Source organism: Actinomyces haliotis (genome assembly GCF_015355765.1).
Lineage (GTDB): Bacteria > Actinomycetota > Actinomycetes > Actinomycetales > Actinomycetaceae > Actinomyces > Actinomyces haliotis.
This window is the reverse complement of sequence record NZ_JACWNA010000003.1, coordinates 109,314-134,395: the sequence shown is the minus strand read 5'-3', so window position 1 is coordinate 134,395 and position 25,082 is coordinate 109,314. Positions and strand designations below refer to the sequence as shown.

Here is a 25,082-nt window from a genome sequence, read left to right as displayed (position 1 = left end):
CTCAGACCAGGTCCGCGCTGCGGACGGTGACGGGCTCGCCCGACGGGCCGGCGAGGACGCGCTTCTGCAGCTCGGCGAGCTCGGCGTTGCCCTTGGTGGCGAGGTCGAGCAGCTGGCCGAGCTCGTCGCGGTCGAAGGGGGCGTGCTCGGCGGTGCCCTGGACCTCGATGAACTTCCCGGAGCCGGTCTGGATGACGTTCATGTCCGTCTGAGCGCGCACGTCCTCCTCGTAGGGCAGGTCGAGGCAGGGGACGCCGTCGATGATGCCGACGCTGATCGCGGACAGGGAGTCCGACAGGACCGGCTTGCCGGCGCGCGCCTTGATGAGGCCGCGCTCCGTGCCCCAGGCGACGGCGTCGGCCAGGGCCACGTAGGCGCCGGTGACGGAGGCGGTGCGGGTGCCGCCGTCGGCCTGGAGGACGTCGCAGTCCAGGGCGATCGTGTTCTCACCGAGCGCGGCGACGTCGATGATGCCGCGCAGGCCGCGGCCGATGAGGCGGGAGATCTCGTGGGTGCGGCCGCCGACCTTGCCGCGCACGGACTCGCGGCCGCTTCGCTCGGAGCCGGCGCGGGGGAGCATCGCGTACTCGGCGGTCACCCAGCCCTCGCCGCTGCCCTTGCGCCAGCGCGGCACGCCCTCGGTGAAGGAGGCGACGCACAGGACGCGCGTGCGGCCGAACTCGGCGAGGACGCTGCCCTCGCCGTGCTCCTGCCAGCGGCGGGTGATGGTGACGGGGCGCATCTCGTCGACGGCGCGCCCGTCCTTGCGGGTGAACTCAGAAGCCATGCCCGCAGGTTACCCGGCGCGTGCGGGGCGGGTCCGGGCGGCCCCGTGCTCCGCCCAGGCGTGGCGGCTAGCCTGGCCGGGGTCGCCGACGACGGCGCCCCGCCGTCGGCCGGTACCGTGCCGACGACGTCGTCACCACCAAGGAGACGCCCGTGTCCTTCGTCAACATCACCGCCCTGACCGCGCCCGAGGGCGCCGGCGCCGAGATCGAGAAGCGCTTCGCCGCCCGTGCCCACTCCACCGACTCTGCCCCGGGCTTCGAGGGCTTCGAGCTGCTGCGCCCGGTCTACGGCGAGTCCCGCTACTTCGTCATCACGCGGTGGGAGAGCCAGGAGGCCTTCCAGGCCTGGTCCGACGGGCGCCCCAAGGGCCGCCACGAGGGCGACAAGGCGCGCGGCATGAGCGTCGAGCTGCTCGGCTTCGAGGTCGTCCAGGACGAGCCCGCGGGGGAGTGAAGCGGCCGCGAGGCGGCGCGAGACGAGGCCAGGATGTCCCGATCTCGAGGTCACGATGTCCCGATCTCGGCGACGGGGGCGGCGGGGCGCGCGGCGGGGTCGGAGACGGGCCGAGCGGTGCGCGAGAAGGGACTCGAACCCTCACGCCCGAAGGCACCAGGACCTAAACCTGGGGCGTCTACCAGTTCCGCCACTCGCGCTCGGCCGCCCAGCCTACCGCCCACGGCGGCCGGACCCGGTGCATAGGCTCGTCCCATGGCAGCCGACCACGCCCCCGCCCCCGGAACCCGCACCATCGAGGCGTTCCCGCCCCTCCCCGAGCCGCTCCTCGCGGCCCTGGCCGAGGCGGGCGCGCCCTTCGACCTCGCCGACGCCGTCCCCGAGCCGCAGGACGCCCCGCCCCTGCGCTGGGGCATCATCGGCGCCGGCGGCATCGCCGGCACCTTCTACCACGACGCCCAGGCCTGGTCCTCTGCCCGCGTCGTCGCCGTCGGCTCGCGGGACCGCGACCGCGCCCAGGCCTTCATCGATGACCACCCGGTGAAGGGGATCGAGCCCGCCCGCGCGCTCGGCTCCTACGAGGAGCTCGTCGAGGATCCCGAGGTCGAGGCCGTCTACGTCGCCACCCCGCACGCCCTCCACGCCGAGCACGCCCGCCTCGCCCTCGAGGCCGGCAAGCCCGTCCTCGTGGAGAAGTCCTTCACGCGCAACGCCGCCGAGGCCCGCGCCGTCCTCGACCTCGCCCGCGAGCGGGGCCTGTTCGCCATGGAGGCGATGTGGACCCGGTTCCTCCCCGGCCAGGTGCTCGCCCGCCACGTCCTGGCCTCCGGGCTCATCGGCGAGCCCCGGTACGTGCGCGCCGACCACTACCAGCCGATCAGCCACGTGCCGCGCCTCGCCCGAGCTGAGCTCGCCGGCGGCGCCCTCCTCGACCTCGGCGTTTACCCCGTCTCGTGGATCCACTCCCTCCTCGGGGCGCCCGAGCGCGTCGACGCCGTCGGGCACCTCACCGAGGCGGGCGTGGACCTCGACGAGGGCGTCACCCTGAACTACCCGCGGGCCACCGGCGTCGCCGCCTCCGGCATGGACGCGCGCAGCGCCACGAGCGGCGAGGTCGACGCCACCGGCGGGCGCATCGTGTGGGCCCAGCAGTTCTACCGCCCGGCCCCGCTGCGCGTCGTCGTCGACGGCGAGGGCGGGAAGGCGCGCGTCAACGCCGTCTGGGACGCGACCCTGCCCGGCGGCTTCCAGCTCCAGGCGGCCGAGGTCGCCCGCTGCGTCGCCGCCGGACGCACCGAGTCCGCCACCGTGCCGTGGTCGACGACGCTCGAGGTCATGGAGATTCTCGACGCCGTCCGCGGCCGTCTCGGGGTGCGCTACCCGGGGGAGTGACGCCGTCGCCGGCCGCGGCCCACAGCGGCGCGCGGCAGGAGCGTCGCAGCGCCGCTCGCGCTCGGGCCCGACCGAACTCAGTGCGCCGTACGACCGAGCTCAGCGGGAGGGGGGGCGTCAGTCGATGCCGAGCTCCCGGCGGAGCCGGTCGACGTGCCCGGTGGCCTTGACGTTGTACTTGGCGAGCTCGACCGTCCCGTTCTTGCCGACGACGACGGTGGAGCGGATGACCCCCGTGTACCTCTTGCCGTAGTTCTTCTTCTCGCCCCAGGCGCCCCACGCCTCGAGGACCTCGTGCTCCGGGTCCGAGAGCAGGGGGAAGGGCAGGGACTGGCGGTCGATGAACTTGCGCTGCAGGTCGGGCTTGTCGGGGGAAACGCCGACGACGTTGTAGCCGGCGGCCCGCCACGCGGCCAGGGAGTCGCGGAAGTCGCAGGCCTCGCGCGTGCAGCCGGGGGTGCAGGCCTTCGGGTAGAAGTAGACGACAACGCCCTTCGAGCCGCCCTCGAGGAGGCTCTCGAGCGTGGTCTCACGGCCTTCGGCGTCCGGGAGGGCGAAGGCGGGGGCGGTCTGTCCGACGGCGAGCTGGGGCATGAGGATCTCCTGACCGGTCAGGGGCCGGAGGGCCCGGCCCCGCGTGCTGCCCCCAATCCTCGCACCGCCGTCGGCCACGCGAAAGCGGTGCCGCCCCGGTGAGGGGGCGGCACCGCTCATGGTGCAGTGGGGCGCGCCGACGCGCAGCGCGCCGTGGGGCGCCTCAGGCGGCGAGCGCCAGGGCGGCCTGCGCGGCCTCGACGCGCTCGAGGGCGCGCTCCAGGCGGGACGGCGAGGCGGCGGCGTCGAGCGAGGCGAGCTCGCTGCGGGCGGCGGACAGCTCGCGCTCGGCGCGCTGGCGGTTCTCGGTCTCGACGTGGGCGCGACCGGCGTGGTTCATCGTGTTCATCTGTGTTCTCTTCTCTTCTTCTCGGCCCTCTGGCGGGCCCTTCCGCGCCGGGCTGGAATGGCAGGTCTGTCCTGCGCCCGGCATGTCTGTGGTGGGCGCCCGGTCCTCGAAGTCCGCGCCCGCTCGTGGCGGCGACGGGGGAGTGCCCGGGCTGGTCGGGAGCTCGGCCGGCGTTGAGCCCGTGTGCTGAGCCCGCGGCGCCGACGTCCTCGACCGACGCAAGGATCAACGCTCCAGGTGACCGCAGGTATTCCGGCGGGTCACGGGGGCCCCACGATCAGGTGAACATCCGGTGGTGACGGGCGGAGCCCGACGGTCCGGCCGGAGCCTGAGCGGGGAAGCGGACCTCACCGATCAATGCTGATCCGGTCCGTGCTGCCTGCGCCGCGGTGACGGGTTCGCTCCCGCCGGCGTGCGCCAGACCGATCCTGCGTGGTACCCCCTCAGGGACTCGAACCCTGGACACCCTGATTAAGAGTCAGGTGCTCTAACCAACTGAGCTAAGGAGGCGTTGGTGTGTGGTGACCCTCCGGGGAGGGCCTCCGCGGTACCCCCTCAGGGACTCGAACCCTGGACACCCTGATTAAGAGTCAGGTGCTCTAACCAACTGAGCTAAGGAGGCATTCCGTCAACGGGCTCGCGCCCGGCGACGGAGGAAGACTCTACGTCCTCGATCGAGGCGCGTCCAATCGGGAGCGGCCGAAAACGGCCTGGTGTGCGGGAAGTCTCAGCGCCGCCCCGTCGTCACCGGGCCAGCTCCTCCGCGAAGCGGTCGGTCGCCTCGATGAGGGTCGAGAGGGTCTCGGGCTCGGCGAACGAGTGGCCCGCCGTCGGCGAGATCCGCAGCTCCGCCTCCGGCCAGGCGCGGTGCAGCGCCCAGGCCGTGCCGATCGGGCAGCACATGTCGTAGCGGCCCTGCGCGATGACGCCCGGGATCGAGTGCTCGGCGAGGACGTGCGCGCCGTCGAGCAGCTGCCCGTCCTCCATCCACCCGTGGTGGAAGAAGAAGTGGTTCTCGATGCGCGCGAAGGTGACGGCGTAGGCGGGGTCCTGCACCTCGTCGACGTGCTCCTGGTCGCGCAGCAGCGTGGAGGTGGCGGCCTCCCACGTCGTCCAGGCGATGCCGGCCGGGCCGTGGACGGCCGGGTCCGGGTCGGTGAGCAGCTCGTGGTAGCGCTCGATGTAGCCGCCAGGGCCCACGCCCTCGCCGGCCGCGGCGACGTAGGCCTCCCACTCGTCCGGCCAGACCATGTCCGCGCCGCCGGCCTCGTAGTACCAGTCGAGCTCCCGCTTGCGCAGGGTGAAGATGCCGCGCAGCACGAGGGCGAGGACCCGCTCCGGGTGCGTTTCCGCGTAAGCGAGACCCAGGGTGGAGCCCCACGAGCCGCCGAAGACGAGCCAGCGGTCCACGCCGAGGGCCACCCGGATGGTCTCCATGTCCGCCACGAGGTTCCAGGTGGTGTTGGCCGACAGGTCCGCCTCGGGCTCCCAGGCGTGGGGGAGGGAGCGCCCGCAGCCGCGCTGGTCGAACAGGATGATCCGGTAGCGCTCGGGGTCGAAGACGCGGCGGTGCGCGGGCGAGCAGCCGCCGCCCGGGCCGCCGTGGACGAAGACCGCGGGGATCCCCTCGGGGTTGCCGCACTCCTCGACGTAGACGCTCTGGCCGTCGCCGACCTCGAGCATGCGCGTCGCGTAGGGCTCGATCGCGGGGTAGAAGCCGCGCAGCGGCTCGCCGTCGTTGAGGGGGATGCTCCGGGACGTGGTCATGGGCGCATTCTGGCACCGCAGGGCGTGCCGGGCGGCGCGGGACGGTAGCGTGTGCCGGGTGACCATGCCGATCGTGACGCTGGCGACCTCCGCCGACTACCCGAAACTGGACGACGACGACCAGGGCCTGCCCGACGCGCTGCGAGAGCGCGGCATCGAGCCCCGGATCGCCGTGTGGAACGACCCCTCCGTCAACTGGGAGGAGGCCGGCGTCGTCGTCCTGCGCTCCGTGCGCGACTACGCCAAGAAGCGCAACTACGAGAGCTTCCTCGCCTGGACCCGCTCCGTGCCGCGGCTCGTCAACCATCCCGACGTCGTCGAGTGGAACTCGGACAAGCACTACCTCAAGCGCATGGCCGAGCTCGGCGCCCCCATGATCCCCACGACCTGGCTCGAGCCCGAGGCCGGTTACTCCAAGCACCAGGTCCACACCCGCTTCCCCGCCCACGGCGACTTCGTCGTCAAGCCCGCCGTCTCCTCCGGGGGCCGCGGCACCGGGCGCTACACCGCGACGGACGCCAAGTCGCGCTCCGAGGCCATCAACGACGCCATGCACCACCTCGGCCGCGGCCGCACCGTCATGGTGCAGCGCTACCTCGAGGAGGTCGACCGCAAGGGCGAGCTCTCCCTCGTCTACTTCAACGGCGTCCTGTCGCACGCGGTCGAGAAGGCCCCGATGCTGCACCCCTCCTTCCGCTCCACCGACGAGGTCCACGAGGAGATCGTCACCGCCCGCGAGCCCAGCGAGCAGGAGTGGCTCTGGGGCGAGAGGGTCCGCAAGGCCATCCACGGCGTCGTCAAGGAGCACGCGGGGCGCGACATCCAGCTCCTCTTCAACCGCGTCGACGTCGTCGAGGACGGCAACGGCGGCTTCTACCTCATGGAGGTCTCCCTCATCGACGCCGGCCTCTACCTGGGGTCCGCTCCGCAGGCCCTCGATAACTTCGCCGACGCGATCGCCCAGCGCGTCTTCTGGTGACCCGTACCGGTCGCCCAGACCGCGCGGAATAGCCGAGCGGGCCGCCGGGTTCCCACGGTGCCCGGGCGCCCGCCCGGGTCCTCGGCCCCTCACCCCCTCGGAGCGAGCGTGCGCACCCTCCTCAACCTCATCTGGGTCGTCACCGGCGGCCTGTGGCTCTGGCTCGGCTACCTCCTCGCCGGGGTCATCGCCTGCCTCTTCATCGTGACGATCCCCGCCGGGGTCGCCTGCTTCCGCATCGCCGGCTACGCGCTGTGGCCCTTCGGCCGTGACGTCGTCGAGCGCCCGGACGCGGGAGGCATGAGCGGTCTGGCGAACGTCGTGTGGTTCCTCGTGGCGGGTCTGTGGCTCGCGGTCGGTCACGTGACGACGGCGGCCGCGCAGGCCGTCACGATCATCGGGATCCCGCTGGCCGTCGCGAACCTCAAGATGATCCCGGTGACCTGCTTCCCCTTCGGCAAGGTCGTCGTCCCCGGCCGCGGCATCCTCTGAGCCGGGCGGGGCGAGCCTCAGACGGTGAGGGCGGCGAAGGAGCCGCCGGTGACGGCGACGAGGTCGGCCGGCGCCACGCGGACGCTCATCCCTCGACGGCCCCCGGAGACGAGGACGTGCTCGGCGCCCTCGACGCTCGCGTCGACGACGGTGGGCAGGCGCTTCTTCTGGCCCAGCGGGGAGATTCCGCCGACGACGTAGCCCGTGATCCGCTCAGCCGCGGACGGCTCGATGAGCGCCACCTTCTTCATCCCGAGGGCGTGGGCGGCCGCCTTGAGGCCGAGGCGGTGGTCGGCGGGCAGGACGCAGACGCCGACCACCTTGGCCTTGCCGCCCTCGCCGACGAGGAGCGTCTTGAGCAGGTGGGCGGGGTCCTCGCCGAGCTTGGCGGCGGCCTCCATCCCGAAGCCGAGCTCGGAGCGGTCGTCGTGCTCGTAGGTGACCGTCTCGTAGGCGACGCCGGCCGCGTCGAGCGCCGCGATGGCGGGCGTCGCGCCCGCGTGCTTGTCCTTGGAGGCCTTCTTCTTCCCCATACCGCCGAGCCTACGCGCGGGTTCCGGGGCGGCCCCTCGCCGTCAGGCGGAGACCCGGCCCTGACGCACCCAGGCGACGACGTAGCAGAGGATGAGGAAGGCCGCCGTCATCCACAGGGCCGGACGCTGCGTGGGGTCGAAGACGATGAGGACGCAGGACAGCGCGGAGGCGACGAGTGCCGCGATCGACACCGCCGGGTAGCCGGGTGCTCGGTAGCCGAGCTCGTCGTCGGAGTGGCCCTCGGCGCGCCAGCGGCGTCGGAAGGACAGGTGCGAGGCGGCGATCGCCACCCAGACGAGCACGACCGCCAGCCCGGAGACGGAGACGAGCACGATGTAGACGGTCGAGGCTGCGACGACGCTCGTGAGGAGCGCGGCCAGCCCGCCGACCATCGACAGGGCCATCGCCCGGGCGGGGACCCCGAAGCGGTTCGTCGCGGCGAGCGAGCGCGGCACCGTCCCCTCGTTCGCGAGCGACCAGAGCATGCGGGTCGAGGCGTAGAGGCCGGAGTTCGCCGCCGAGAGGATCGCGGTGAGGATGACGACGTTCATGATCGTGCCCGCGTAGGGCACGCCCATCGCGTGGAAGACCGTGACGAAGGGGCTCTGCTCCACGCCCGCGCTGCGCCACGGGATGAGGCAGGACATGACGGTGATGGAGCCGATGAAGAACAGGATGAGGCGAGCGAGCGTCGCCCGGATCGCCCTCGGGATGGTCCGGCCGGGCTCGGCCGTCTCGCCGGCCGTGATGCCGATGAGCTCGGTGCCCGAGAAGGCGAAGTTCACCGCGAGCATCGTCGTGAACACCGCGCCGAGGCCCCTGGGGAACAGCCCGTCGGCGGTGAGGTTGTGCAGCCCGGGCGCCGAGGAGTAGCCCTCGTAGGGGATGACGCCGACGATGGCGAGCGCGCCCATGACGATGAAGATGAGGATCGCCGCCACCTTGACGGAGGACAGGAAGGTTTCCGCCTCCGCGAAGACGCGCACGCTCGTCACGTTGAGCGCGAGGACGAGCGCGATGAAGAGGGCGGCCCACATCCACGTCGGGGTCGTGGGGAACCAGCCCTTCATGATCATGGCCGCACCCGTGAACTCGCTGCCCAGCGCGACCGTCCAGGTGAGCCAGTACAGGACGGCCGTCACGAAGCCCGTCGCGGGCCCGAGGAAGCGGGTCGCGTAGACGTGGAAGGCGCCCGTGAAGGGCATCGCGACGCTCAGCTCCCCCAGGCACAGCATGACGAGGTAGACGATGACAGCGCCGACGCCGTAGGCGAGGATCGTGCCGACCGGACCGGTCTGGTTCACCGTGTAGCCGGTCGAGAGGAACAGACCGGTGCCGATGACGCCTCCGAAGGAGATCATCATGAGGTGGCGGCTCGTCATGCGGCGCTCGAGTGCCCGGGCACGGCCCTCGTGAGCGGGCACGTCGGCGGATGCGGGGGACGCTGGGAGCACGGAGCCAGGGCGCTCCGCGGAGGTGGGTTCCATGGGCGGTCACGCTAGACGGGTGGCGGGGCCCACTCGGTACGGTTCCGGCATGCGGCGCTCCGACTCCTCCCTGGCCGACCTGCTCGCCGATGGCCCCGTCGTCCTCGACGGCGCCATGGGCACCGAGCTCGACGCCCGCGGCGTCGACACCCGCCACTCCCTGTGGTCGGCTCTCGCCCTGCTCACCGAGCCCGACGCCGTCGCCGCCGTCCACCGCGACTACCTGGCCGCCGGGGCTCGGGTGCTGACCACCGCCTCCTACCAGGCGAGCGTGCCCGCCTTCGAGGCCGCCGGCATGAGCGCCGACGACGCCCGGCGCGCGATCGCCGGCTCCGCCCGGCTCGCGCTCGACACCGCGGCCGACTGGGAGCGCGAGCGCCCCGGGGACCGCGTCGCCGTCGCCGGCGGGATCGGTCCCTACGGCGCGTACCTCGCCGACGGCTCGGAGTACACCGGCGACTACCACCCGACGCCGGAGCGGCTCGCGGCCGTGCACCGCCCGCGCCTCGAGGCGCTCGCGGGCGAGGGGCTCACCGACTTCGGGCTCGAGACGATGCCGCGGCTCGACGAGGCCGTCGCCGTCGTCGGGTGGATGGGCGAGACCGTGCCGGCCGCCCGCTGCTGGGTCTCCTTCCAGGTACGACCCGACGGCGCCCACCTCGCCGACGACACCCCGCTGAGGGAGGCGGCCGCCTGGGCGGTCGGGGAGGACGCGGTCCTCGCCGTCGGGCTCAACTGCGTCGCACCCGAGGTCGTCGCCCCGGCCCTCGAGGTGCTGCGCTCGGCGACCTCGAAGCCCCTCGTCGCCTACCCCAACGCCGGTGACGCCTACGACCCCGTGAGCAAGACGTGGATCGAGGCGAGCGCCCACGAGCGCTTCACGGCCTCCGCCGACTCGTGGCTCGACTCCGGCGTGGGACTGCTGGGCGGCTGCTGCCGCACGACGCCCGCCGACACGCGCGCCCTCGCAGGATCGGTCGCGGCGCGCCGCTGAGCGCCGGGAACTCGGCCCGGTCGCGCAGCGCGCTCCGTCAGCCGAGGACCTGGAGCACGAGCTTCACGAGCAGCGCCACGACGACGACGATGAGGACGATCCGCACGAAGCCCGCGCCGAAGCGGGTCGCCGTGCGGGCCCCGAGCAACCCGCCGAGCATGTTGAAGCAGCCCATGAGGAGGCCGAGGCGCCACTGCACCGCGCCCGCGACGGCGAAGAGGATGAGCGCCCCCAGGTTCGTCGCGAGGTTGACGGCCTTTGTCATCGCCGTGGCCCGCAGCGCGTCGAGGCCGACGAGCAGGATGAAGCCGAGCACGAGGAAGGACCCGGTGCCCGGCCCCATGACGCCGTCGTAGAGGCCGACGACGGCACCGATGGCGCAGCCCCGCAGGAGGGCCCTTCTGTGCGGGAGGATCGGGCGCTCGCGGTCGGCCGCGAAGGCGGAGGGCTTGAGGACCGTGATGAGGAGGACCACGGCCAGTGCGACGATGATGATCGGGGTGAGGACCTCGGTGGGCAGCCGGGTGGCGACGACCGCGCCGGCCATCGAGCCGACGAAGGCGAGCGCCGCGGCGGGGGCGACGCCGCTCGGGAAGCCGACCCTGCGCCGGTAGGTGGTCGCGGCCGCTGTCGTGCCCATGGCCGATGAGGCCTTGTTCGTCGCGATGGCGTGGACGGGGGCGAGGCCGGGGACGAGGAGGATCGCGGGGAGCTGGATGAGCCCGCCGCCTCCGACGATCGCGTCGACCCACCCGGCGAGGGTGGCCGCGGCGAGGAGGAGCAGCGCCGTCCCGGGCGTGAGTGCAGGGACGCCGAGGAGCCCGCCGACGTCGGAGCCGAGGACCTGGGGAAGGAGTGCGGGGATCACGCGGGCAGGCTAGCGGCGGGCCCTCTTCGGCGTGTTTCGCGCCTCCCTCGTGGGACGGGGCAGGTCCCGGGACCGAGGGGCGTGCTCAGCCCTGCGGGCCGACCTTGAGGAGGTGGACGATCGCCCTGTCCGCCTCGTCGCACTCGGCGAGGTCCACGAGGCCGACGAGCCGCCAGTCGTGGTCCCCGTCAGGGTCCTCGATGACCTGGGTCGCCAGCCAGACCTTCCGGCCCGACCTCTCCAGCACCTCGATCAGGCGGTCCGAGACACCGGCCGCTGCGAGGTCCGAGGCGTCGGGCGACTCGTTGAGCGGTGCGAGGGCGGCCGCCCGGGCCGCGTTGTCGGTGCCGACCCAGTCGTACTCGTCCCAGTAGCGGCCCAGCGCCTCGTCCCAGCGGTCCTCTCCCCAGCCCGAGGCCCTGTCCAGGCGGCCGAGCCCCTCGACGTCGTCGAGCGCCATGAGCTCGACGCGCCGCCACATCTCCTTGCGGACGGCCACGCGGAAGCGGTGGAGGTTGCGGGAGAAGGCGACGTGCCCGTCCGCGTCGGCGCCGAAGGCCCGCTCGACTCCGACCGAGTCGTCCTCACCGGGGCGGTCGCCCTCGAGGAGCGCCGCGCCGGCCTCGGCGTCACCGTTCTGGGCGGCGCCGAGCGCCTCCCACTCGTCCAGGAGCGAGGAGTCGACGGCGCGCACGAGGCCGCCGAGCCACTCGATGACGGCCTCGACGTCCTCGGTCCGGTGCTCGTCGGGGACGACCTGACGCAGTGCCCGGTAAGCGTCGGTGAGATAGCGCAGCACGACGCCCTCGGAGCGCCCGAGCTCGTAGCGGGAGACGAGGTCGGAGAAGGTCATCGCCGCCTCGACCATGTCGCGGACGACGGACTTGGGCCGCAGCTCGTACTCGGCGATCCACGGGTTCGACTTCTTGTACATCTCGAGGGCCGGCTCCAGGAGCTCCTTGAGCGGCTGCGGCCAGGTCACCTCCTCGAGGGCCTCCATGCGCTGGTCGTAGTCGAGTCCCTCGGCCTTCATCGCGGCGATCGCCGCGCCGCGGGCCTGACGCTGCTGGGCGTACAGGAGCGGGCGGGGGTCGTCGAGCGTGGACTCGACGACGCTGACGACGTCGACGGTGTGCTCGGGGGACTCGGGGTTGAGCAGGTCCATGGCCGCGAGCCCGAAGGGGGCGAGCGGCTGGTTGAGCGCGAAGTCGTCGGGGAGGTCGACGGCGAGGCGCAGCCGGGGCCGCCCGTCCTGCTCGGCCTGCGCGGAGGAGACGTGCTCGAGGACGCCGGCGGTGCGCAGGGACTGGTAGATCTTGACCGCGCGGCGCACGTGGACACGGCGCTGCGCGGCGGGCTCGTGGACACGGTCGAGGAGGTCGCTCATGGCGGCCACCGGGTCCCCGCCCCGCTCCATGAGGTTGAGCACCATCGTCGTCGTCACCTGGAACTGGCTCGTCAGAGTCTCCGGGGCGGCGTCGCGCAGTCGCTCGAAGGTCTTGTCCGTCCAGTTGACGCGGCCCTCGGGGGCCTTCTTGCGCACGATCCTGCGGCGCCTGCGCTCGTCGTCGCCGGCCTTGGCCAGGGCCTTCGCGTTCTCGATGACGTGCTCGGGAGCCTGGACGCTGACGTAGCCGCGAGTGTCGAAGCCGGCGCGGCCGGCGCGCCCAGCGATCTGGTGGAACTCGCGGGCGGTGAGGTGGCGCTCCTTGGAGCCGTCGAACTTGACGAGGCTGGTGAGGACGACCGAACGGATCGGCACGTTGATCCCGACGCCGAGCGTGTCCGTGCCGCAGATGACGGCGAGGAGCCCGGCGCGCGCGAGCCGCTCGACGAGGCGGCGGTAGCGGGGCAGCATCCCGGCGTGGTGGACGCCGATCCCGGCGCGCAGGAGGCGCGAGAGCGTCGCACCGAAGCCACCGCCGAAGCGGAAGGACCCGAGGGCCTCAGCCACCGCCGCCTTTCGCTCCTTGCTCACGAGGTCGACCGACAGCAGCGAGGTGGCCCGCTCCACGGCCTCCTTCTGGGAGAAATGGACGACGTAGACGGGGGCCTTGTCCTGCTGGACGAGGCGCTTGAGGAGCTCAGCGATGGGCTCGACGACGTACTCCATCTCGAGGGGGACGGGGCGGACGGCGGCGTCGACGACGGCGACCTCCCGGCCGGTGCGCTCCTCGATGTCGCGCACGAAGAAGGTGACGTCGCCGAGCGTCGCGGAGAGCAGGACCATCTGCGCCTGCGGGAGCTCGAGGAGGGGGACCTGCCAGGCCCAGCCGCGCTGCGGGTCCGCGTAGTAGTGGAACTCGTCCATGACGACGGAGTCGACGTCCATGTTCTCACCCTCGCGCAGCGACTGGTTCGCGAGGATCTCCTGCGTGCAGCAGATGATGGGGGCGGCCGCGTTGATGGAGGTGTCGCCGGTGACCATGCCGACGTTCTCCGCGCCGAAGAGGCGGACGAGCTCGAAGAACTTCTCGCTCACGAGCGCCTTGAGGGGAGCCGTGTAGTAGGAGCGGCCACCGCGCGCCAGTGAGGCGGTGTGCGCGGCGAGCGCGATCATCGACTTGCCCGAGCCGGTCGGGGTGGCGGCGATGACGTGGTGGCCCGCGAGGATCTCCGAGAGCGCCTCGTCCTGGTGCGGGTAGAGCGGCCGGCCCGTGGACTCCGCCCACTCGCTGAAGGCGAGGTAGACCTCCTCGGGCTCCGGGACGCGCTCCGGGTCATCGGCGGGGATGAGGGAGTCGAGCAGCGCGTTGAGGGCCGGCGTGACGGAGGAGCCTGAGGGGGAGGGGGCCATGGCGCCATGCTCGCACACGGCCACGACATCGAGCCGAGCCGCGGTCGGCTGGACCCGAGCGGGGCTCAGCCGGTGATCACGTGGAGGTACGTGAGGACGTACTGACCGGGTGCGTCGCGGCGCGCGGTGGCCGAGACCCCGAGCTCGCCCTGACCGCCTCCGGAGATCGTGCAGATGAAGGTCGTCGAGGCGGCCGCGTCGGCTCCGGTCGTCTCCGCCACGTCGTCGCCGGCCTGGCACGAACCCGTGTCGGTGACGCTCATCGTGGACAGCAGGTCGGCGGAGGACTTCCCGTCGATCGGCAGGTCCTGGCTCGTGAGGGCCTCGACGGCGCCCGGGTCGATCGCGCTGATCTGCGAGGGAGAGGTGCCGGCGTGGAGCTGGTCGATGACCGAGGTGAGAGCGACGAGCGGGCTGTGCAGGACCGGGTCCGAGACCGTGACGTCCGAGCCCTTCCACGTGAGGTCCGCCTCGAGGTCGTCGAGCGTCGAGCCCGCGGGGAACGCCGCGTCGCTGTCGGCCATCTGGCCGTAGGCGCTCCACGTCGCGTGGAGGCTGCCCGGGGTGCTTCCGGCCTCGAGTGCCACGGGGTACCAGTTCATCTCTGTGCTGGGCACGGCTGCGGCGAGGACGGAGTCGGTGACGCCCGATCCGAGCGGCTGCATGGCGTGCTGGCCGATGAGCTTGAGGTCGGCGTCGTAGAGGCCGATCGCGCCGCCGGCACCGTCACCGGCGGTGCAGGAGAAGGCCACGGCGCGCGCCTGCGTCCCGTTGACCGTGACGACGGCGTCGCCGGCGTCCGCCATCCTGACGTCGAAGTAGCTGACGCCGGACTCGGACGTGTACAGGCCGTCCGCGAAGGTCACGGGCGTGTCCGCCTTGCAGCCCTCGGGGAGCTGGAGGGTCGCGTTGCGCAGGGTGTCGTGGCTCGGCGCCGGCGCGCTGCTGCGGGTCGCCGACGGGGTCGGCTCGGCGGTCGGGGACGGGGTGGCTCCCGCGGGCGTGGACTGGGGCGCCGCCGTGGTCGCGCTCGCGGTGGTGGCTGCGGCTGAGCCTGCGGCGTCGGAACCCTGCGAGCAGGCGCCCAGCGGCAGGAGCGAGGCAGCAAGGAGGAGAGGAAGAGGGGAGCGGCGGGGAGTCACGGGTTCAGCTCCAGGACGTGGGGGTGGGCACTGGCATGCTAGCGTCGCCCTCGTTCGTGGACAGGTCCGTCGACGCGGCGTCGTCGAGGTCGTCGTCGGATCGTGACCGTCGGGTCCTACGGCTCAGCCAGCGGTTCTCCGCACACAGCCCCAGGGCGATGGACCCGGGGCAGGGGGTCGAGAAGCGTGTTGAGCACCGGGGCACCGAGCGCACACGGAACGGGGGAGCCCTGCGGCCACGCACCAGCACAGGGGAGGAGTCCCCTCCCTCGGGTACGGCTCGCGTCCGAGGGCCGTGCCACGATCATCTGGTCCACCGCTGAACAGGAGGCCCCATGCCCGTCGCAGCCACTCCGACCGATCGCCTCAACATCTACCTCCAGGACTTCGAGCGAGCCCACGACCAGGTCGCGCCGCTCTTCTCCAGCCGTCGTGTCAAGGATCGCGACGCCTTCACCGCGTGGCGAGAGGCGCTCGCGCAGGTCGACGCGGCGAACCGCTGCGGCGGGGCGCGGACGGACGCGAACGGGTTCGCCACGCCGCCCCTCTTCGCGCTGAGCTCGATCACGATCACGTCCGTCCTCGAGTACGGTTCGGCGGCGGTTGCACGGATGACCCGGTCGGCCGGTCTCACCGCCTACATCGAGGCCGCCCTCAGCCTCGTCGACGGCGACTGGCGGCTCGGAGCGATCCGGGAGTACCTCGACGACCCCGACTCCCTCCTCACCGAGCCGCAGCAGCTCGAGGACCGTCTTGCCTCCCTCAGCGAGTTCGCTCCGCTCGCCGACCCCGAGGAGGACGAGAACCCCAACCTCGACGCGATCTTCCAGGACGGGTGGGCCCGCGAGGCCGTCTGGGAGGAGACGCTCGAGTCCGACGACGACGTCGACGACTCCGACCCCGTGGCGTGGGCCGCCTTCGTCGCCCGGAAACAGGCCGAGGCTCCCGTGCGCGCGACGCGCGTCCTCGAGCTCGGCACCTTCGAGCACGGCGAGCACCTCGCCTTCCTCGACCCCGGCTGGCCGCACGAGACCGTCATCACCGCACTTCCCGTCCCACCCGGGACGGCCCGCGCCCAGGCGCTCGAGGTCGATGAGGACGACGACGACCGCATCGCCGCCCTGCGACTCCTCCTCGGCCCGGCCGCGGCCGACCCCACCTCGGCACCCGTCCCGGTGAGCTGGCACGAAGCGATGGGGGACAAGGGGACCCACGTCGTCGGCGTCGAGGCGGGAACGGCTGCGCTCGCGGACGCGGAGCGCCTGCTCACCCTCGACCACCGCACGTGGCAGCGCATCGAGGACACCCTCCTCGACAGCGACGCGGGGCTCCTCGCCGATCCAGGGACCGGCAGCGCCCCCGTCGGGGCCTTCTCCCGAAGCGGCTGGGGCGATGGCGGCTACGGCGTGTACTGGGGGCTCGCCGAGGACGGCGCACCGCTGCACCTGGTCATCGACTTCGGTCTCATCTGTGCACCTGCACCCGCGCCGGAGCAGTGACGCCGTGGCGCGGCGCCGGCCATAGCCCCGTGCGGGCCAGTGTGTCCGGACGAAGGACCCAGGCCAGGGATCGGGCGGTAGGACGCACAACGCCGCCTCCGTGAGACGATGCCCGGCGTTCCCCCACCCGCCGAGCACGAAGGTCCCTTCCCATGGACGCCCTCGCAGCCAACCTCCTCACGGTCGCCGACTGGATCACGGCCCACATCACCATGTGGGTCCTCATCGCGACCGGTCTGTTCCTCACGGTCATCACCCGAGCGGTCCAGGTCCGCCACCTGCCCGACATGTTCAGGCAGGTCGTCGGCTCGCGCTCCGGCGCCGAGGACGGCATCTCCTCCTTCCAGGCCTTCGCCATCTCGCTCGCCGCGCGCGTCGGCGTCGGCAACGTCTTCGGCGTCGCCGCGGCCCTCCTCATGGGCGGCCCCGGAGCCATCTTCTGGATGTGGGTCGTCGCCCTCGTCGGCATGGCCACCGCCTTCTTCGAGGCCACCCTCGCGCAGGTCTTCAAGGCGCGCGCCGCCGACGGCACCTTCCGCGGCGGCCCCGCCTTCTACATGGCCGGCGGCATGCGCTCCAAGGCCCTGGGCGGCACCTTCGCCGTCATCACGGTCCTCACCTGCGGCCTCGTCATCACCTCGGTGCAGTCCAACGCCTTCGCCGGCACTCTCGTCGAGGCCTTCGGCTCCGGCGAGTCCGCGCTGCCCGGCTTCGGCGGGATCACCGCCACCCAGCTCGTCCTCGCGGCCCTCACCTTCGTGCTCACCGCCGTCGTCGTCTTCGGCGGCATCCGCTCCGTGGCGCGCGTGACCGAGTGGATGGCGCCGATCATGGCGCTCGTCTACGTCGTCCTCGTCTTCTTCATCTGCCTCACCAACCTCGGCTCCTTCTTCGACGTCATCGGCCAGATTCTGCGTGGGGCCTTCGCGCCGCAGCCGATCCTGGGCGGCCTCGGCGGAGGGATCATGGCGGCCGTCGTCAACGGCACCAAGCGCGGTCTCTTCTCCAACGAGGCCGGCCAGGGCACCGCCCCGAACGCCGCGGCCACCGCCACCGTGACCCACCCCGTCCAGCAGGGCTTCATCCAGTCCCTCGGCGTCTTCATCGACACCATCGTCGTGTGCACGGCGACCGCCTTCGTCATCCTCATCGCCGGACCCGAGACCTGGGCCTCCGACGGCGCCAACCCCGCCAACCTCACGACGCTCGCCATCTCCCACGAGCTCGGCGGCTGGACCGTCGCCCCCATGGCCGTCCTCATCTTCGTCCTCGCCTACTCCTCGATCATCGCGGCCTACGTCTACTCCGACGTCAACATGTCCTTCCTGACCGGCGGCAAGAGGTGGGCGAGCTGGTTCGTGCGCTGGCTGTGCGCCCTGTCCGCCACCGCGGGCGCGGTCCTCTCCCTCGACGTCGTCTGGAACGCCGTCGACATCGCGATGGCGATCATGACGCTCACGAACCTCGTCGCCCTCATCGCCCTGTCCCGGTGGGGCATCGGGGCCCTCAAGGACTACGAGGCCCAGCGCGCCGCCGGCGTCGCGGAACCCGTCTTCCACGGCAGCGGGAACCGCTTCCTGCCGGCCGACGTCCCCGGCGACGTCTGGTCCGGCACCCCCGAGACCACCCAGCCCGCCGCCGTGACGGGAGCCGAGCGATGAGCGCGCCTGTCCGGGTCACCCCGGCCCTCCACGCGCCCGCCCTCGCCCCGGCGCTCAGCACCGCCGACGTCGAGGCCGCCCTCAACACCCTCGACGACCGCTTCTACACCTACGTCCTCGCGGTCCTCCTCATCGCCTGCGGCCTCTACTTCACCGTCCGCACCCGCGGCCTCCAGCTCCGCCACTTCGGCACGATGCTTCGCACCATCACCTCGTCCCGCTCCGGCGCCGAGGGCGGGATCTCCTCCTTCCAGGCCTTCGCCGTCGGGCTTGCCGCCCGCGTCGGCATCGGCAACGTCGCCGGTGTCGCCCTCGCCGTCGTCGCCGGCGGCCCCGGGGCACTGTTCTGGATGTGGGTCGTCGCGATCCTCGGGATGGCGACCGCCTTCGTCGAGTCGACCCTCGCCCAGGTCTTCAAGGTGCGGGGCCGCGGCCTCACCTTCCACGGCGGCCCCGCCTACTACATCCGCCACGGCCTGGGCTCTCGCTTCTGGGCGGGCGTCTTCGCCGTCCTGTGCGTCGTCGCCGTCGGCGTCACTGTCGTCATGGTCCAGACGAACTCGCTGGCCGGCGTCATCAACGCGACCGTCCCGAGCGTCCAGCCGTGGATGGTCGGCGTCGTCCTCGTCGTGCTGACCCTGCCGATCGTGCTCGGTGGCCTCAGCTCCGTCGCGCGCGTCACCGAGTGGCTCGCGCCGCTCATGGCCCTCGTCTACATCCTCATGACGCTCGTCGTCATCCTCATGAACCTCGGGCAGCTCCCGGACGTCCTCGGCGAGATCCTCCGCGGAGCCTTCGGCACCGACCAGGCCCTCTACGGCGTCGCCGGGGGCGTCTTCGCGGCCGTCCTCAACGGCGTGCGTCGCGGCCTGTTCTCCAACGAGGCGGGTCTGGGCACCGCCCCGAACGCCGCCGGCACCGCGACCACCTCGCACCCCGTCAAGCAGGGACTCATCCAGTCCTTCGGCGTCTTCGTCGACACGCTCCTCGTGTGCACGGCCACCGGCCTGCTCATCCTGCTCGCCACGGACACCTACCAGCCGGGGCGGGAGGACCTCGCCGGCGCCGTCCTCACCCAGCAGGCCGTCGTCGAGCACCTCGGGACCTGGGCGACCTGGCCGATGGCCGTCCTCATCTTCGTCCTCGTCTTCTCCACCGTCCTGGGCTGCTACTCCTACACGCAGGTCAACGTGAACTTTCTCGGCGGGGAGCGACGCGCCGAGCAGCTCCTCGGGATCGTGCTCACGGCCGCCTCCTTCGCCGGCACCGTCCTCACCCTCCCGATCGTGTGGGCGCTCACCGACATAGCCCTCGGCGTGCTCGGCATCATCAACCTCGTCGCCATCGTCCGGCTCGCCCCCTGGGCGCTCGGGGCCCTGCGCGACTTCGAGGCGCAGCGCGCCGCCGGCGTCGCCGACCCGGTCTTCGTCGGACACGGCAACCCGCTCTTGCCCGGCGACACCGCCGACGGCGTCTGGGAGGCCCGTCCGCAGGGTGGCGCCCGCCAGGCAGCACCGACCACGAGCACGCAGGCCTGAGCCGTGGGAGTCGTCGACAACGTCCTGTCTACCCTGTCGAACTGGTTGTTCGGCACGATCCTCGTCTGGCTGCTCCTCGGGGTCGGCGCCTTCGTCACCTGGCGCACCCGCGCCGTCCAGCTGCGCCACGTCCGCTCCGTCCTGCGCGCCGTCGCCGGCTCGCGCTCGGGGGCGGAGGGTGGGATCTCCTCCTTCCAGGCCTTCGCCGTCGGCCTGGCCTGCCGTGTCGGAACCGGCAACGTCGTTGGCGTCGCGCTCGCCCTCGTCCTGGGTGGGCCGGGCGCCGTGTTCTGGATGTGGGTCGTCGCGCTGGTCGGCATGGCGACCGCCTTCTGCGAGGCCACCCTGGGACAGGTCTTCAAGGTGCGCCGCGGTGACGGCACCTTCCGCGGCGGTCCCGCCTACTACCTCGCGCGCGGCCTGCACTGGCCGGCCGTCGGCGGCGTCTTCGCCGTCGTGTTCATGGTAGCCAACGGGCTGGCGATGCCCATGGTCCAGGCCAACGCCATGACCGCGGCCCTGGCCTCCTCCGCCGGGCTCAGCCCGTGGTGGGGCGCCGCGATCGTCGCCGCGATCGTCGCTCCGGTGCTCCTCGGCGGACTGCGCTCCATCGCGAGCGTCACCGAGTGGATGGCTCCGATCATGGCGATCGCCTACCTCGCCCTCGTCCTCCTCATCATCGTCACTCACCCGGCCCAGGCGGGCACCGCGCTCGGCCAGATCGTCGCCGGTGCCTTCGGCCTGCGGGCGGGGCTGGCGGGCGCAGCCGGGGGAGTCGCGGCCGCCGTCCTCAACGGCGTGCGTCGCGGGCTCTTCTCGAACGAGGCCGGCCTCGGCGGCGCTGCCTGCGCCTCCGGCTCGGCGACCGTCGCCCACCCGGCGCAGCAGGGCTTCATCCAGGCCTTCGGGGTCTTCGTCGACACCATGCTCGTGTGCACCGCGACGGCGCTGTCCATCCTCATCGCCGGCGCTGACGACGGCAGTGTCTACACGCCGGGCGTCACGGGCGCCGACGTCTCCGGCACCCTCACGCAGCAGGCCATCGCGCACCTGCTCGGGAGCTGGACGAGCTGGCCCATGACGATCCTCATCCTCGTGCTGGCCTACTCGACGATCCTCGGCGCCTTCTCCTACGCCGAGGTCTGCCTCGACTACCTCACGAGGTGCTCGTGGGCGCCGACGGCGCTGCGCGCGGCCGCCGTCGTCTGCGCCTTCGTCGGTGGCGGGGCCGCCCTCACGACGGTGTGGACCCTGGCCGACGTGCTCCTCGGCACCGGCGCGATCCTCAACCTCATCGCCATCGTCGCCCTGTCGCGGTGGGTGGCGGGGGCGCTGCGGGACTGGGAGGCCCAGCGTGCCGCTGGCGTCGAGGCGCCGCGCTTCGTCGCCACCGGCAACCGCTTCCTGCCCCGTGAGCTCGACGGGGACGTGTGGGCGGGGGACGCCGCCTCGCGCTGACCGCGGCGGAAGGTCATGGGGAGCCCTGCGCTCACGGGACCGGCCGGCCACCGGGTGCGACGCGCCGGTCCACGCCGCCAGCAGAGGAGGGCCGGTGCGCGCCCCCAGCGGAGGGTCGTCGGACTGTGACCAGCATCGCCACCCGTGTCACACGTCGGAAACATAGGCAGTACCTCTCCGGCATGTTCGCTCCTTACTGTGCAGCGTTACCACGGCGCGGCCCTTGCCCGAGCAGACCCCGCTCGCACCCCGGTCGACCGCGTCCCGATCCGGCGGCTCGACGACGGCGCACGCCCTCGCCACCGCCACGGCCTGGAGGTCGACATGCCCACTCCTCTCAGCGCGTCCGCGCTCGCCGCGGCCGCGGCCCCGAGCTCGGTCCTCGACTCGGCGGCGGACTCGCTCGCCAACGTCTCGGACCACCTCTACGGCCAGTTCCTCGCCTGGGTGCTCATCGCCGCCGGCCTCTACTTCACCATCCGCTCGCGCGGCGTCCAGTTCCGGCACTTCGGCGACATGGTCAAGGAGATCACCGGCTCGCGCTCCAGCGCCGACGACCACGAGGGCGGCATCTCCTCCTTCCAGGCCTTCGCCATCGGCCTCGCCTCCCGCGTCGGCACCGGCAACATCGTCGGCGTCGCCATCGCCATCACCATGGGCGGGCCCGGCGCCGTGTTCTGGATGTGGGTCGTGGCCCTGGTCGGCATGGCCACCGGCTTCATCGAGTCCACGCTCGCCCAGATCTTCAAGGTCCGCCACCACGACGGCACCTTCCGCGGAGGCCCCGCCTACTACATCACCCGCGGCCTCGGCTCGCGGACCTGGGGCTCCGTCTTCGCCCTCGTCATTACCTTCGTCTTCGGCTTCGCCTACGAGGCCACCCAGGCCAACACCATCGCCGCCACCGCCCACGACACCTTCGGCGTCGAGCCGTGGGTGACCGCGATCGTCCTCGTCGTCATCACCGCGCCCATCATCTTCAAGGGCATCAAGCGCGTCGCCGGCGTCGCCGAGTGGATGGCCCCCCTCATGGCCCTGCTCTACGCGCTCATCGCGATCGTCATCCTCGTCATGAACCTCGGCGCCATCCCGACGGCCATCAAGGAGATCATCGAGGGCGCCTTCGGTCTCAACCAGGCCTTCGCCGGCCTGTCCGGCGGCCTCTACGCCGCCGCCATCAACGGCATCAAGCGAGGTCTGTTCTCCAACGAGGCCGGTGAGGGATCCGTCCCGAACGCCGCCGCCACCGCGACCACCTCGCACCCGGTCAACCAGGGCTTCATCCAGTCCATGGGCGTCTTCGTCGACACCATCGTCGTGTGCACCGCGACCGCGCTCATCGTCCTGCTCTCGGGCGTCTACACCCCGGCCGGCGCGGACGCGGACACCGCCGGCGTCCTCACGACCGCCTCCGTCACCTCGCAGCTCGGCTCGTGGTCGCAGTACCTCATGGCCTTCATCCTCTTCGTCTTCGCCTACTCCTCGCTGCTCGGCAACTTCACGTACGCCGAGGTCAACATGGACTTCATCCGCAAGGGCCAGTCGAAGCACTACCTGCTGCGCACGATGATCCTCGTCGCCATCTTCATCGGCTCGGTCGCCTCGCTGACCTTCGTCTGGAACCTCTCCGACGTCGCGATGGGCTGCATGGCGACGATCAACATCGTCTCCATCACGCTGCTCGGCAAGTGGGCCTTCGGCGCCCTGCGCGACTGGGAGCAGCAGCGCGAGGCGCAGAAGCGCGGTGGGATCGACGTCATCCGCTTCGTCGGCACCGGCAACCCGAACCTGCCCGGCGACGTCCCCGGCGACGTCTGGGACGGTTCCGCCTCCGCCACGAACGGCGGCGTCACCGTCGAGCAGGGCTGAGCACTCAGGACAGGGCGCCCCTGCCTCCCCAGGGGGAGCACGACGGCACCACGGGCGCGGGCCGGGGCCGGAGACGGTCCCGGCCCGCGCCGTCGTCGAGCTGGAGCGTTCCCGGCGCAGACGGCGCCGCGACGCCCTGAGCGAGTGGCTAGGCTCAGGGCATGAAGATCGCACGCTTCTCCACGGGGGACGAGCCCCGTTACGGCATCGTCGAGGGTCTTCCGGAGGGCGAGGCCGCCCCGTCCGGCGAGTCCTCTGGCCACATCCTGGTCCTCAAGGGCGACCCCCTGTACTCCGTCCCCGAGGCCACCGGAGAGGTCGTCGACCTGGCCGACGCCCGCCTCCTCTCGCCGGTCATCCCGCGCTCCAAGGTCATCGGCGTCGGCAAGAACTACGGCGCCCACGCCCGCGAGATGGGCGGGGAGCCGCCGGCGGAGCCGATCATCTTCCTCAAGCCCAACACGGCCGTCATCGGCCCGGACGCCCCGATCGTCCTGCCCGAGTGGACGCAGGAGGTCCACTACGAGGGCGAGCTCGCCGTGGTCATCAAGACCCTCGCCAAGGACGTGCCGACCGAGGAGGCCAAGTCCGTCATCTTCGGCTACACGGTCGCCAACGACGTCTCCGCCCGCGACGCCCAGCGCAGCGACGTCGGCTGGGTCCGAGCCAAGGCCTTCGACACCTCCTGCCCGATCGGCCCGTGGATCGAGGTCCCCGAGCCTGGCAAGGAGGGCTCCTTCGACCACTCCGACGCGGTCGTGCGCACCCACCTGGACGGTGTCATCGTCCAGGAGGGCACGACGGCGGACATGATCCGCGGCGTCCCCGAGATCATCGCCTACGTCTCCCGGATCTTCACGCTCCTGCCCGGCGACGTCATCCTCACCGGCACCCCGGCCGGCGTCGGCGAGATCAAGGCCGGCCAACGCGTCGAGGTCGAGGTCGAGGGCATCGGCTCCTTCGGCAACCCCGTCGTGCGCCGCTGAGCGCAGCCACTCGAGCACCACAGCGGGCCCGCTGTGCGTGGTCAGTTCTCGTCACTTCTGGCACCCGCCTCGTTCCCCGGGCACGTGGATCGGCGAAATGACGCGGTTGCTCGCTCTCGCAGCGCGCAGAAGTCACGAGATGTGACCACGTGGCGCGTCGTGGGCGGCCCGACCAGGCCGACTCAGACGTCCGCGGGGACCTCGGGCACCTCACCCAGGTCACCGGCCAGCGGGATCGAGGCGATGGGACGGCTGAGCACCGTCCACACGGCGCCCAGGACCAGGATGACGGCGAAGGCGGCCATCGCGGGACGGGCACCGAGGTGCTCGAGGAGCAGCCCGGCGCCCGCGGTACCCAGCGGTATCATCGCGAGGGAGACGAAGGCGGAGGCCGAGCCGGAGCGCCCCTGCATCTCGTCGGGCGTGATCCGCATCGTGTAGGCGCCCATCCCGGCATTGACCGGAGCGACGCAGAGAACCGCCAGGCACATCATCGCGCCGATCCACCAGATCGAGATCCTCACGGCGAGCAGGCAGCCGACGAGGCCCACGGCCGCGAAGCCGGCTCGGGTGATCGTCCCGATCCGCGCCCGCTGCAGGACCGCGGGCGCGGCGAGGGCCGCCACGATGCCGGTGGCGCCGATGACGGACTCCATGAGCCCGAGCGCCGTCGGGCTCGTGCCGCCGAGCTGGAGCGCGAGGATCCCGACGGTCATGGCGCCGTTGATCCCGACGTTGAGGATCATCCCGCCGATGGCGACGTCGCGGACCCCGCGGGCGCGCCACAGCCAGCGCAGGCCGGAGACGACCTCGGAGCCGAGTGCCCTGAGGGGCCGTCTCTCGCCGGCTGGAGCGGGCAGCGGCGTGCGCACGAGCCCGGCGCAGACGGCGGCGACGACGTAGGTGAGCGCGTCGATGAGCATCGGCAGCGTGTGGTGGATCGTGAACAGGAGCCCGGCGAGGGGACTGCCGACGAGGTTCGCGGCGGATCCCCGTGCCTGGTTGATGGACAGGGCGGTCCCGGTCTGTGACGCGGGCACGACGCGCTTGAGAGCGGCGCGCTCGGCGGGCGAGTAGAAGCATCCGAGGACGCCGACCGCCGCCGCGACCGCCATGAGGTGCGGCATCGTGACGCGGCCGAGCTGCTCAGCGAGCGGGACGGTGCCCATGGCGACGGCGCCGACGGCCGTCGTGGCGACCATGGTCCGCTGGCGGTCCCAGCGGTCGACGAGGGCGCCCGCGGGCAGCATGGCGACCCACTGGCCGACGCCGTACATAGCGGTGATGATCCCTGCACGGCCGGCCGAGCCGGTGATCTGAACGGCGAGGAGGGTGATGGCCAGGGAGGTCATCGCCGAGCCGAGGAGGTCGAGGGTCGAGCCGGTGAGCAGCAACCAGTAGTCCCGGTTGGCGCGCAGGGGTGGGTTGCTCATG

21 protein-coding genes and 3 tRNA genes are annotated in these 25,082 nt (G+C 72.2%); 11 read left to right on the top strand and 13 right to left on the bottom strand.

Translation table 11 applies throughout. From position 1 onward, the window contains the following. Position 1: 1 nt before the first annotated feature. Positions 2-787: a ribonuclease PH gene (gene rph, locus IXW69_RS03025; RefSeq protein WP_194784902.1), complete on the bottom strand. Its 786-nt coding sequence runs from the start codon at positions 785-787 to the stop codon at positions 2-4. A 152-nt stretch (positions 788-939) separates the two neighbouring features. On the opposite strand from rph, the gene IXW69_RS03020 reads away from it, so the two are divergent. Beyond that, positions 940-1,242 (top strand): antibiotic biosynthesis monooxygenase family protein, encoded by a 303-nt coding sequence (locus IXW69_RS03020; RefSeq protein ID WP_194784901.1) that lies wholly within the window; start codon positions 940-942, stop codon positions 1,240-1,242. A gap of 118 nt (positions 1,243-1,360) precedes the next feature. On the opposite strand, the gene IXW69_RS03015 is transcribed toward IXW69_RS03020, so the two are convergent. Beyond that, positions 1,361-1,442, bottom strand: a tRNA-Leu gene (locus IXW69_RS03015). A gap of 55 nt (positions 1,443-1,497) precedes the next feature. On the opposite strand from IXW69_RS03015, the gene IXW69_RS03010 reads away from it, so the two are divergent. Beyond that, complete coding sequence (locus IXW69_RS03010; protein ID WP_194784900.1) at positions 1,498-2,634, top strand: Gfo/Idh/MocA family protein; 1,137 nt, start codon at positions 1,498-1,500, stop codon at positions 2,632-2,634. Positions 2,635-2,751: 117 nt separating this feature from the next. Here the strand turns inward: IXW69_RS03010 and IXW69_RS03005 are convergent, their stop codons facing one another. The 5 genes from IXW69_RS03005 to pip form a co-directional block, all read right to left on the bottom strand. Further along, on the bottom strand, positions 2,752-3,228 hold the full coding sequence (locus IXW69_RS03005) for a peroxiredoxin (protein WP_194784899.1): 477 nt from the start codon (positions 3,226-3,228) through the stop codon (positions 2,752-2,754). A 163-nt stretch (positions 3,229-3,391) separates the two neighbouring features. Further along, positions 3,392-3,577 carry a hypothetical protein gene (locus IXW69_RS03000; protein WP_067943789.1) on the bottom strand — a complete coding sequence of 62 codons (186 nt, stop codon included), beginning with the start codon at positions 3,575-3,577 and terminating at the stop codon, positions 3,392-3,394. Between the two features lie 433 nt (positions 3,578-4,010). After that, positions 4,011-4,087, bottom strand: a tRNA-Lys gene (locus IXW69_RS02995). 38 nt (positions 4,088-4,125) lie between these two features. Further along, positions 4,126-4,199: transfer RNA gene (locus IXW69_RS02990), tRNA-Lys, on the bottom strand. A gap of 122 nt (positions 4,200-4,321) precedes the next feature. Beyond that, entirely contained in the window at positions 4,322-5,344 is a 1,023-nt protein-coding gene (gene pip / locus IXW69_RS02985) for a prolyl aminopeptidase (protein ID WP_194784898.1), read from the bottom strand. Positions 5,345-5,402: 58 nt separating this feature from the next. On the opposite strand from pip, the gene IXW69_RS02980 reads away from it, so the two are divergent. Together IXW69_RS02980 and IXW69_RS02975 are read left to right on the top strand one after the other, a co-directional pair. Continuing rightward, entirely contained in the window at positions 5,403-6,323 is a 921-nt protein-coding gene (locus IXW69_RS02980) for an ATP-grasp domain-containing protein (RefSeq protein ID WP_194784897.1), read from the top strand. 108 nt (positions 6,324-6,431) lie between these two features. Continuing rightward, positions 6,432-6,815: a YccF domain-containing protein gene (locus IXW69_RS02975; protein ID WP_194784896.1), complete on the top strand. Its 384-nt coding sequence runs from the start codon at positions 6,432-6,434 to the stop codon at positions 6,813-6,815. Between the two features lie 17 nt (positions 6,816-6,832). Here the strand turns inward: IXW69_RS02975 and ybaK are convergent, their stop codons facing one another. Further along, positions 6,833-7,348, bottom strand: a complete 516-nt coding sequence (gene ybaK / locus IXW69_RS02970; protein ID WP_194784895.1) for a Cys-tRNA(Pro) deacylase — start codon at positions 7,346-7,348, stop codon at positions 6,833-6,835. A 42-nt stretch (positions 7,349-7,390) separates the two neighbouring features. Next, positions 7,391-8,731 carry an amino acid permease gene (locus IXW69_RS02965; RefSeq protein ID WP_228524644.1) on the bottom strand — a complete coding sequence of 447 codons (1,341 nt, stop codon included), beginning with the start codon at positions 8,729-8,731 and terminating at the stop codon, positions 7,391-7,393. 154 nt (positions 8,732-8,885) lie between these two features. Here IXW69_RS02965 and mmuM point away from each other — a divergent pair, with 154 nt between their 5' ends. Further along, positions 8,886-9,830, top strand: a complete 945-nt coding sequence (gene mmuM / locus IXW69_RS02960; protein ID WP_194784893.1) for a homocysteine S-methyltransferase — start codon at positions 8,886-8,888, stop codon at positions 9,828-9,830. A 37-nt stretch (positions 9,831-9,867) separates the two neighbouring features. Here the strand turns inward: mmuM and IXW69_RS02955 are convergent, their stop codons facing one another. From IXW69_RS02955 to IXW69_RS02945, 3 genes are all read right to left on the bottom strand, one after another. Beyond that, positions 9,868-10,698: a TSUP family transporter gene (locus tag IXW69_RS02955; RefSeq protein ID WP_323745141.1), complete on the bottom strand. Its 831-nt coding sequence runs from the start codon at positions 10,696-10,698 to the stop codon at positions 9,868-9,870. An 85-nt stretch (positions 10,699-10,783) separates the two neighbouring features. Beyond that, the gene (locus IXW69_RS02950; RefSeq protein WP_194784892.1) at positions 10,784-13,495 is read right to left on the bottom strand and encodes a DEAD/DEAH box helicase; all 2,712 of its coding nucleotides are present in this window, start codon (positions 13,493-13,495) and stop codon (positions 10,784-10,786) included. Between the two features lie 65 nt (positions 13,496-13,560). Next, positions 13,561-14,637 carry a hypothetical protein gene (locus IXW69_RS02945; protein WP_194784891.1) on the bottom strand — a complete coding sequence of 359 codons (1,077 nt, stop codon included), beginning with the start codon at positions 14,635-14,637 and terminating at the stop codon, positions 13,561-13,563. Positions 14,638-14,972: 335 nt separating this feature from the next. Here IXW69_RS02945 and IXW69_RS02940 point away from each other — a divergent pair, with 335 nt between their 5' ends. The 6 genes from IXW69_RS02940 to IXW69_RS02915 all read left to right on the top strand — a co-directional run bounded on the left by IXW69_RS02940 (position 14,973) and on the right by IXW69_RS02915 (position 23,648). Then, a complete protein-coding gene (locus tag IXW69_RS02940) occupies positions 14,973-16,136 on the top strand; it encodes a DUF4241 domain-containing protein (protein WP_194784890.1) in 1,164 nt (387 codons plus the stop codon). Between the two features lie 152 nt (positions 16,137-16,288). Beyond that, positions 16,289-17,797 (top strand): alanine/glycine:cation symporter family protein, encoded by a 1,509-nt coding sequence (locus IXW69_RS02935; RefSeq protein ID WP_194784889.1) that lies wholly within the window; start codon positions 16,289-16,291, stop codon positions 17,795-17,797. Then, a complete protein-coding gene (locus IXW69_RS02930) occupies positions 17,794-19,335 on the top strand; it encodes an alanine/glycine:cation symporter family protein (protein WP_194784888.1) in 1,542 nt (513 codons plus the stop codon). Before IXW69_RS02935 ends, IXW69_RS02930 begins: the two co-directional genes overlap by 4 nt. A gap of 3 nt (positions 19,336-19,338) precedes the next feature. Beyond that, a complete protein-coding gene (locus IXW69_RS02925; RefSeq protein ID WP_194784887.1) occupies positions 19,339-20,793 on the top strand; it encodes an alanine/glycine:cation symporter family protein in 1,455 nt (484 codons plus the stop codon). Positions 20,794-21,117: 324 nt separating this feature from the next. Continuing rightward, entirely contained in the window at positions 21,118-22,662 is a 1,545-nt protein-coding gene (locus tag IXW69_RS02920; RefSeq protein ID WP_194784886.1) for an alanine/glycine:cation symporter family protein, read from the top strand. 161 nt (positions 22,663-22,823) lie between these two features. Next, positions 22,824-23,648 (top strand): fumarylacetoacetate hydrolase family protein, encoded by an 825-nt coding sequence (locus IXW69_RS02915; RefSeq protein WP_194784885.1) that lies wholly within the window; start codon positions 22,824-22,826, stop codon positions 23,646-23,648. A 182-nt stretch (positions 23,649-23,830) separates the two neighbouring features. On the opposite strand, the gene IXW69_RS02910 is transcribed toward IXW69_RS02915, so the two are convergent. Next, positions 23,831-25,081 carry an MFS transporter gene (locus IXW69_RS02910; RefSeq protein WP_194784884.1) on the bottom strand — a complete coding sequence of 417 codons (1,251 nt, stop codon included), beginning with the start codon at positions 25,079-25,081 and terminating at the stop codon, positions 23,831-23,833. Position 25,082: the final 1 nt, after the last annotated feature.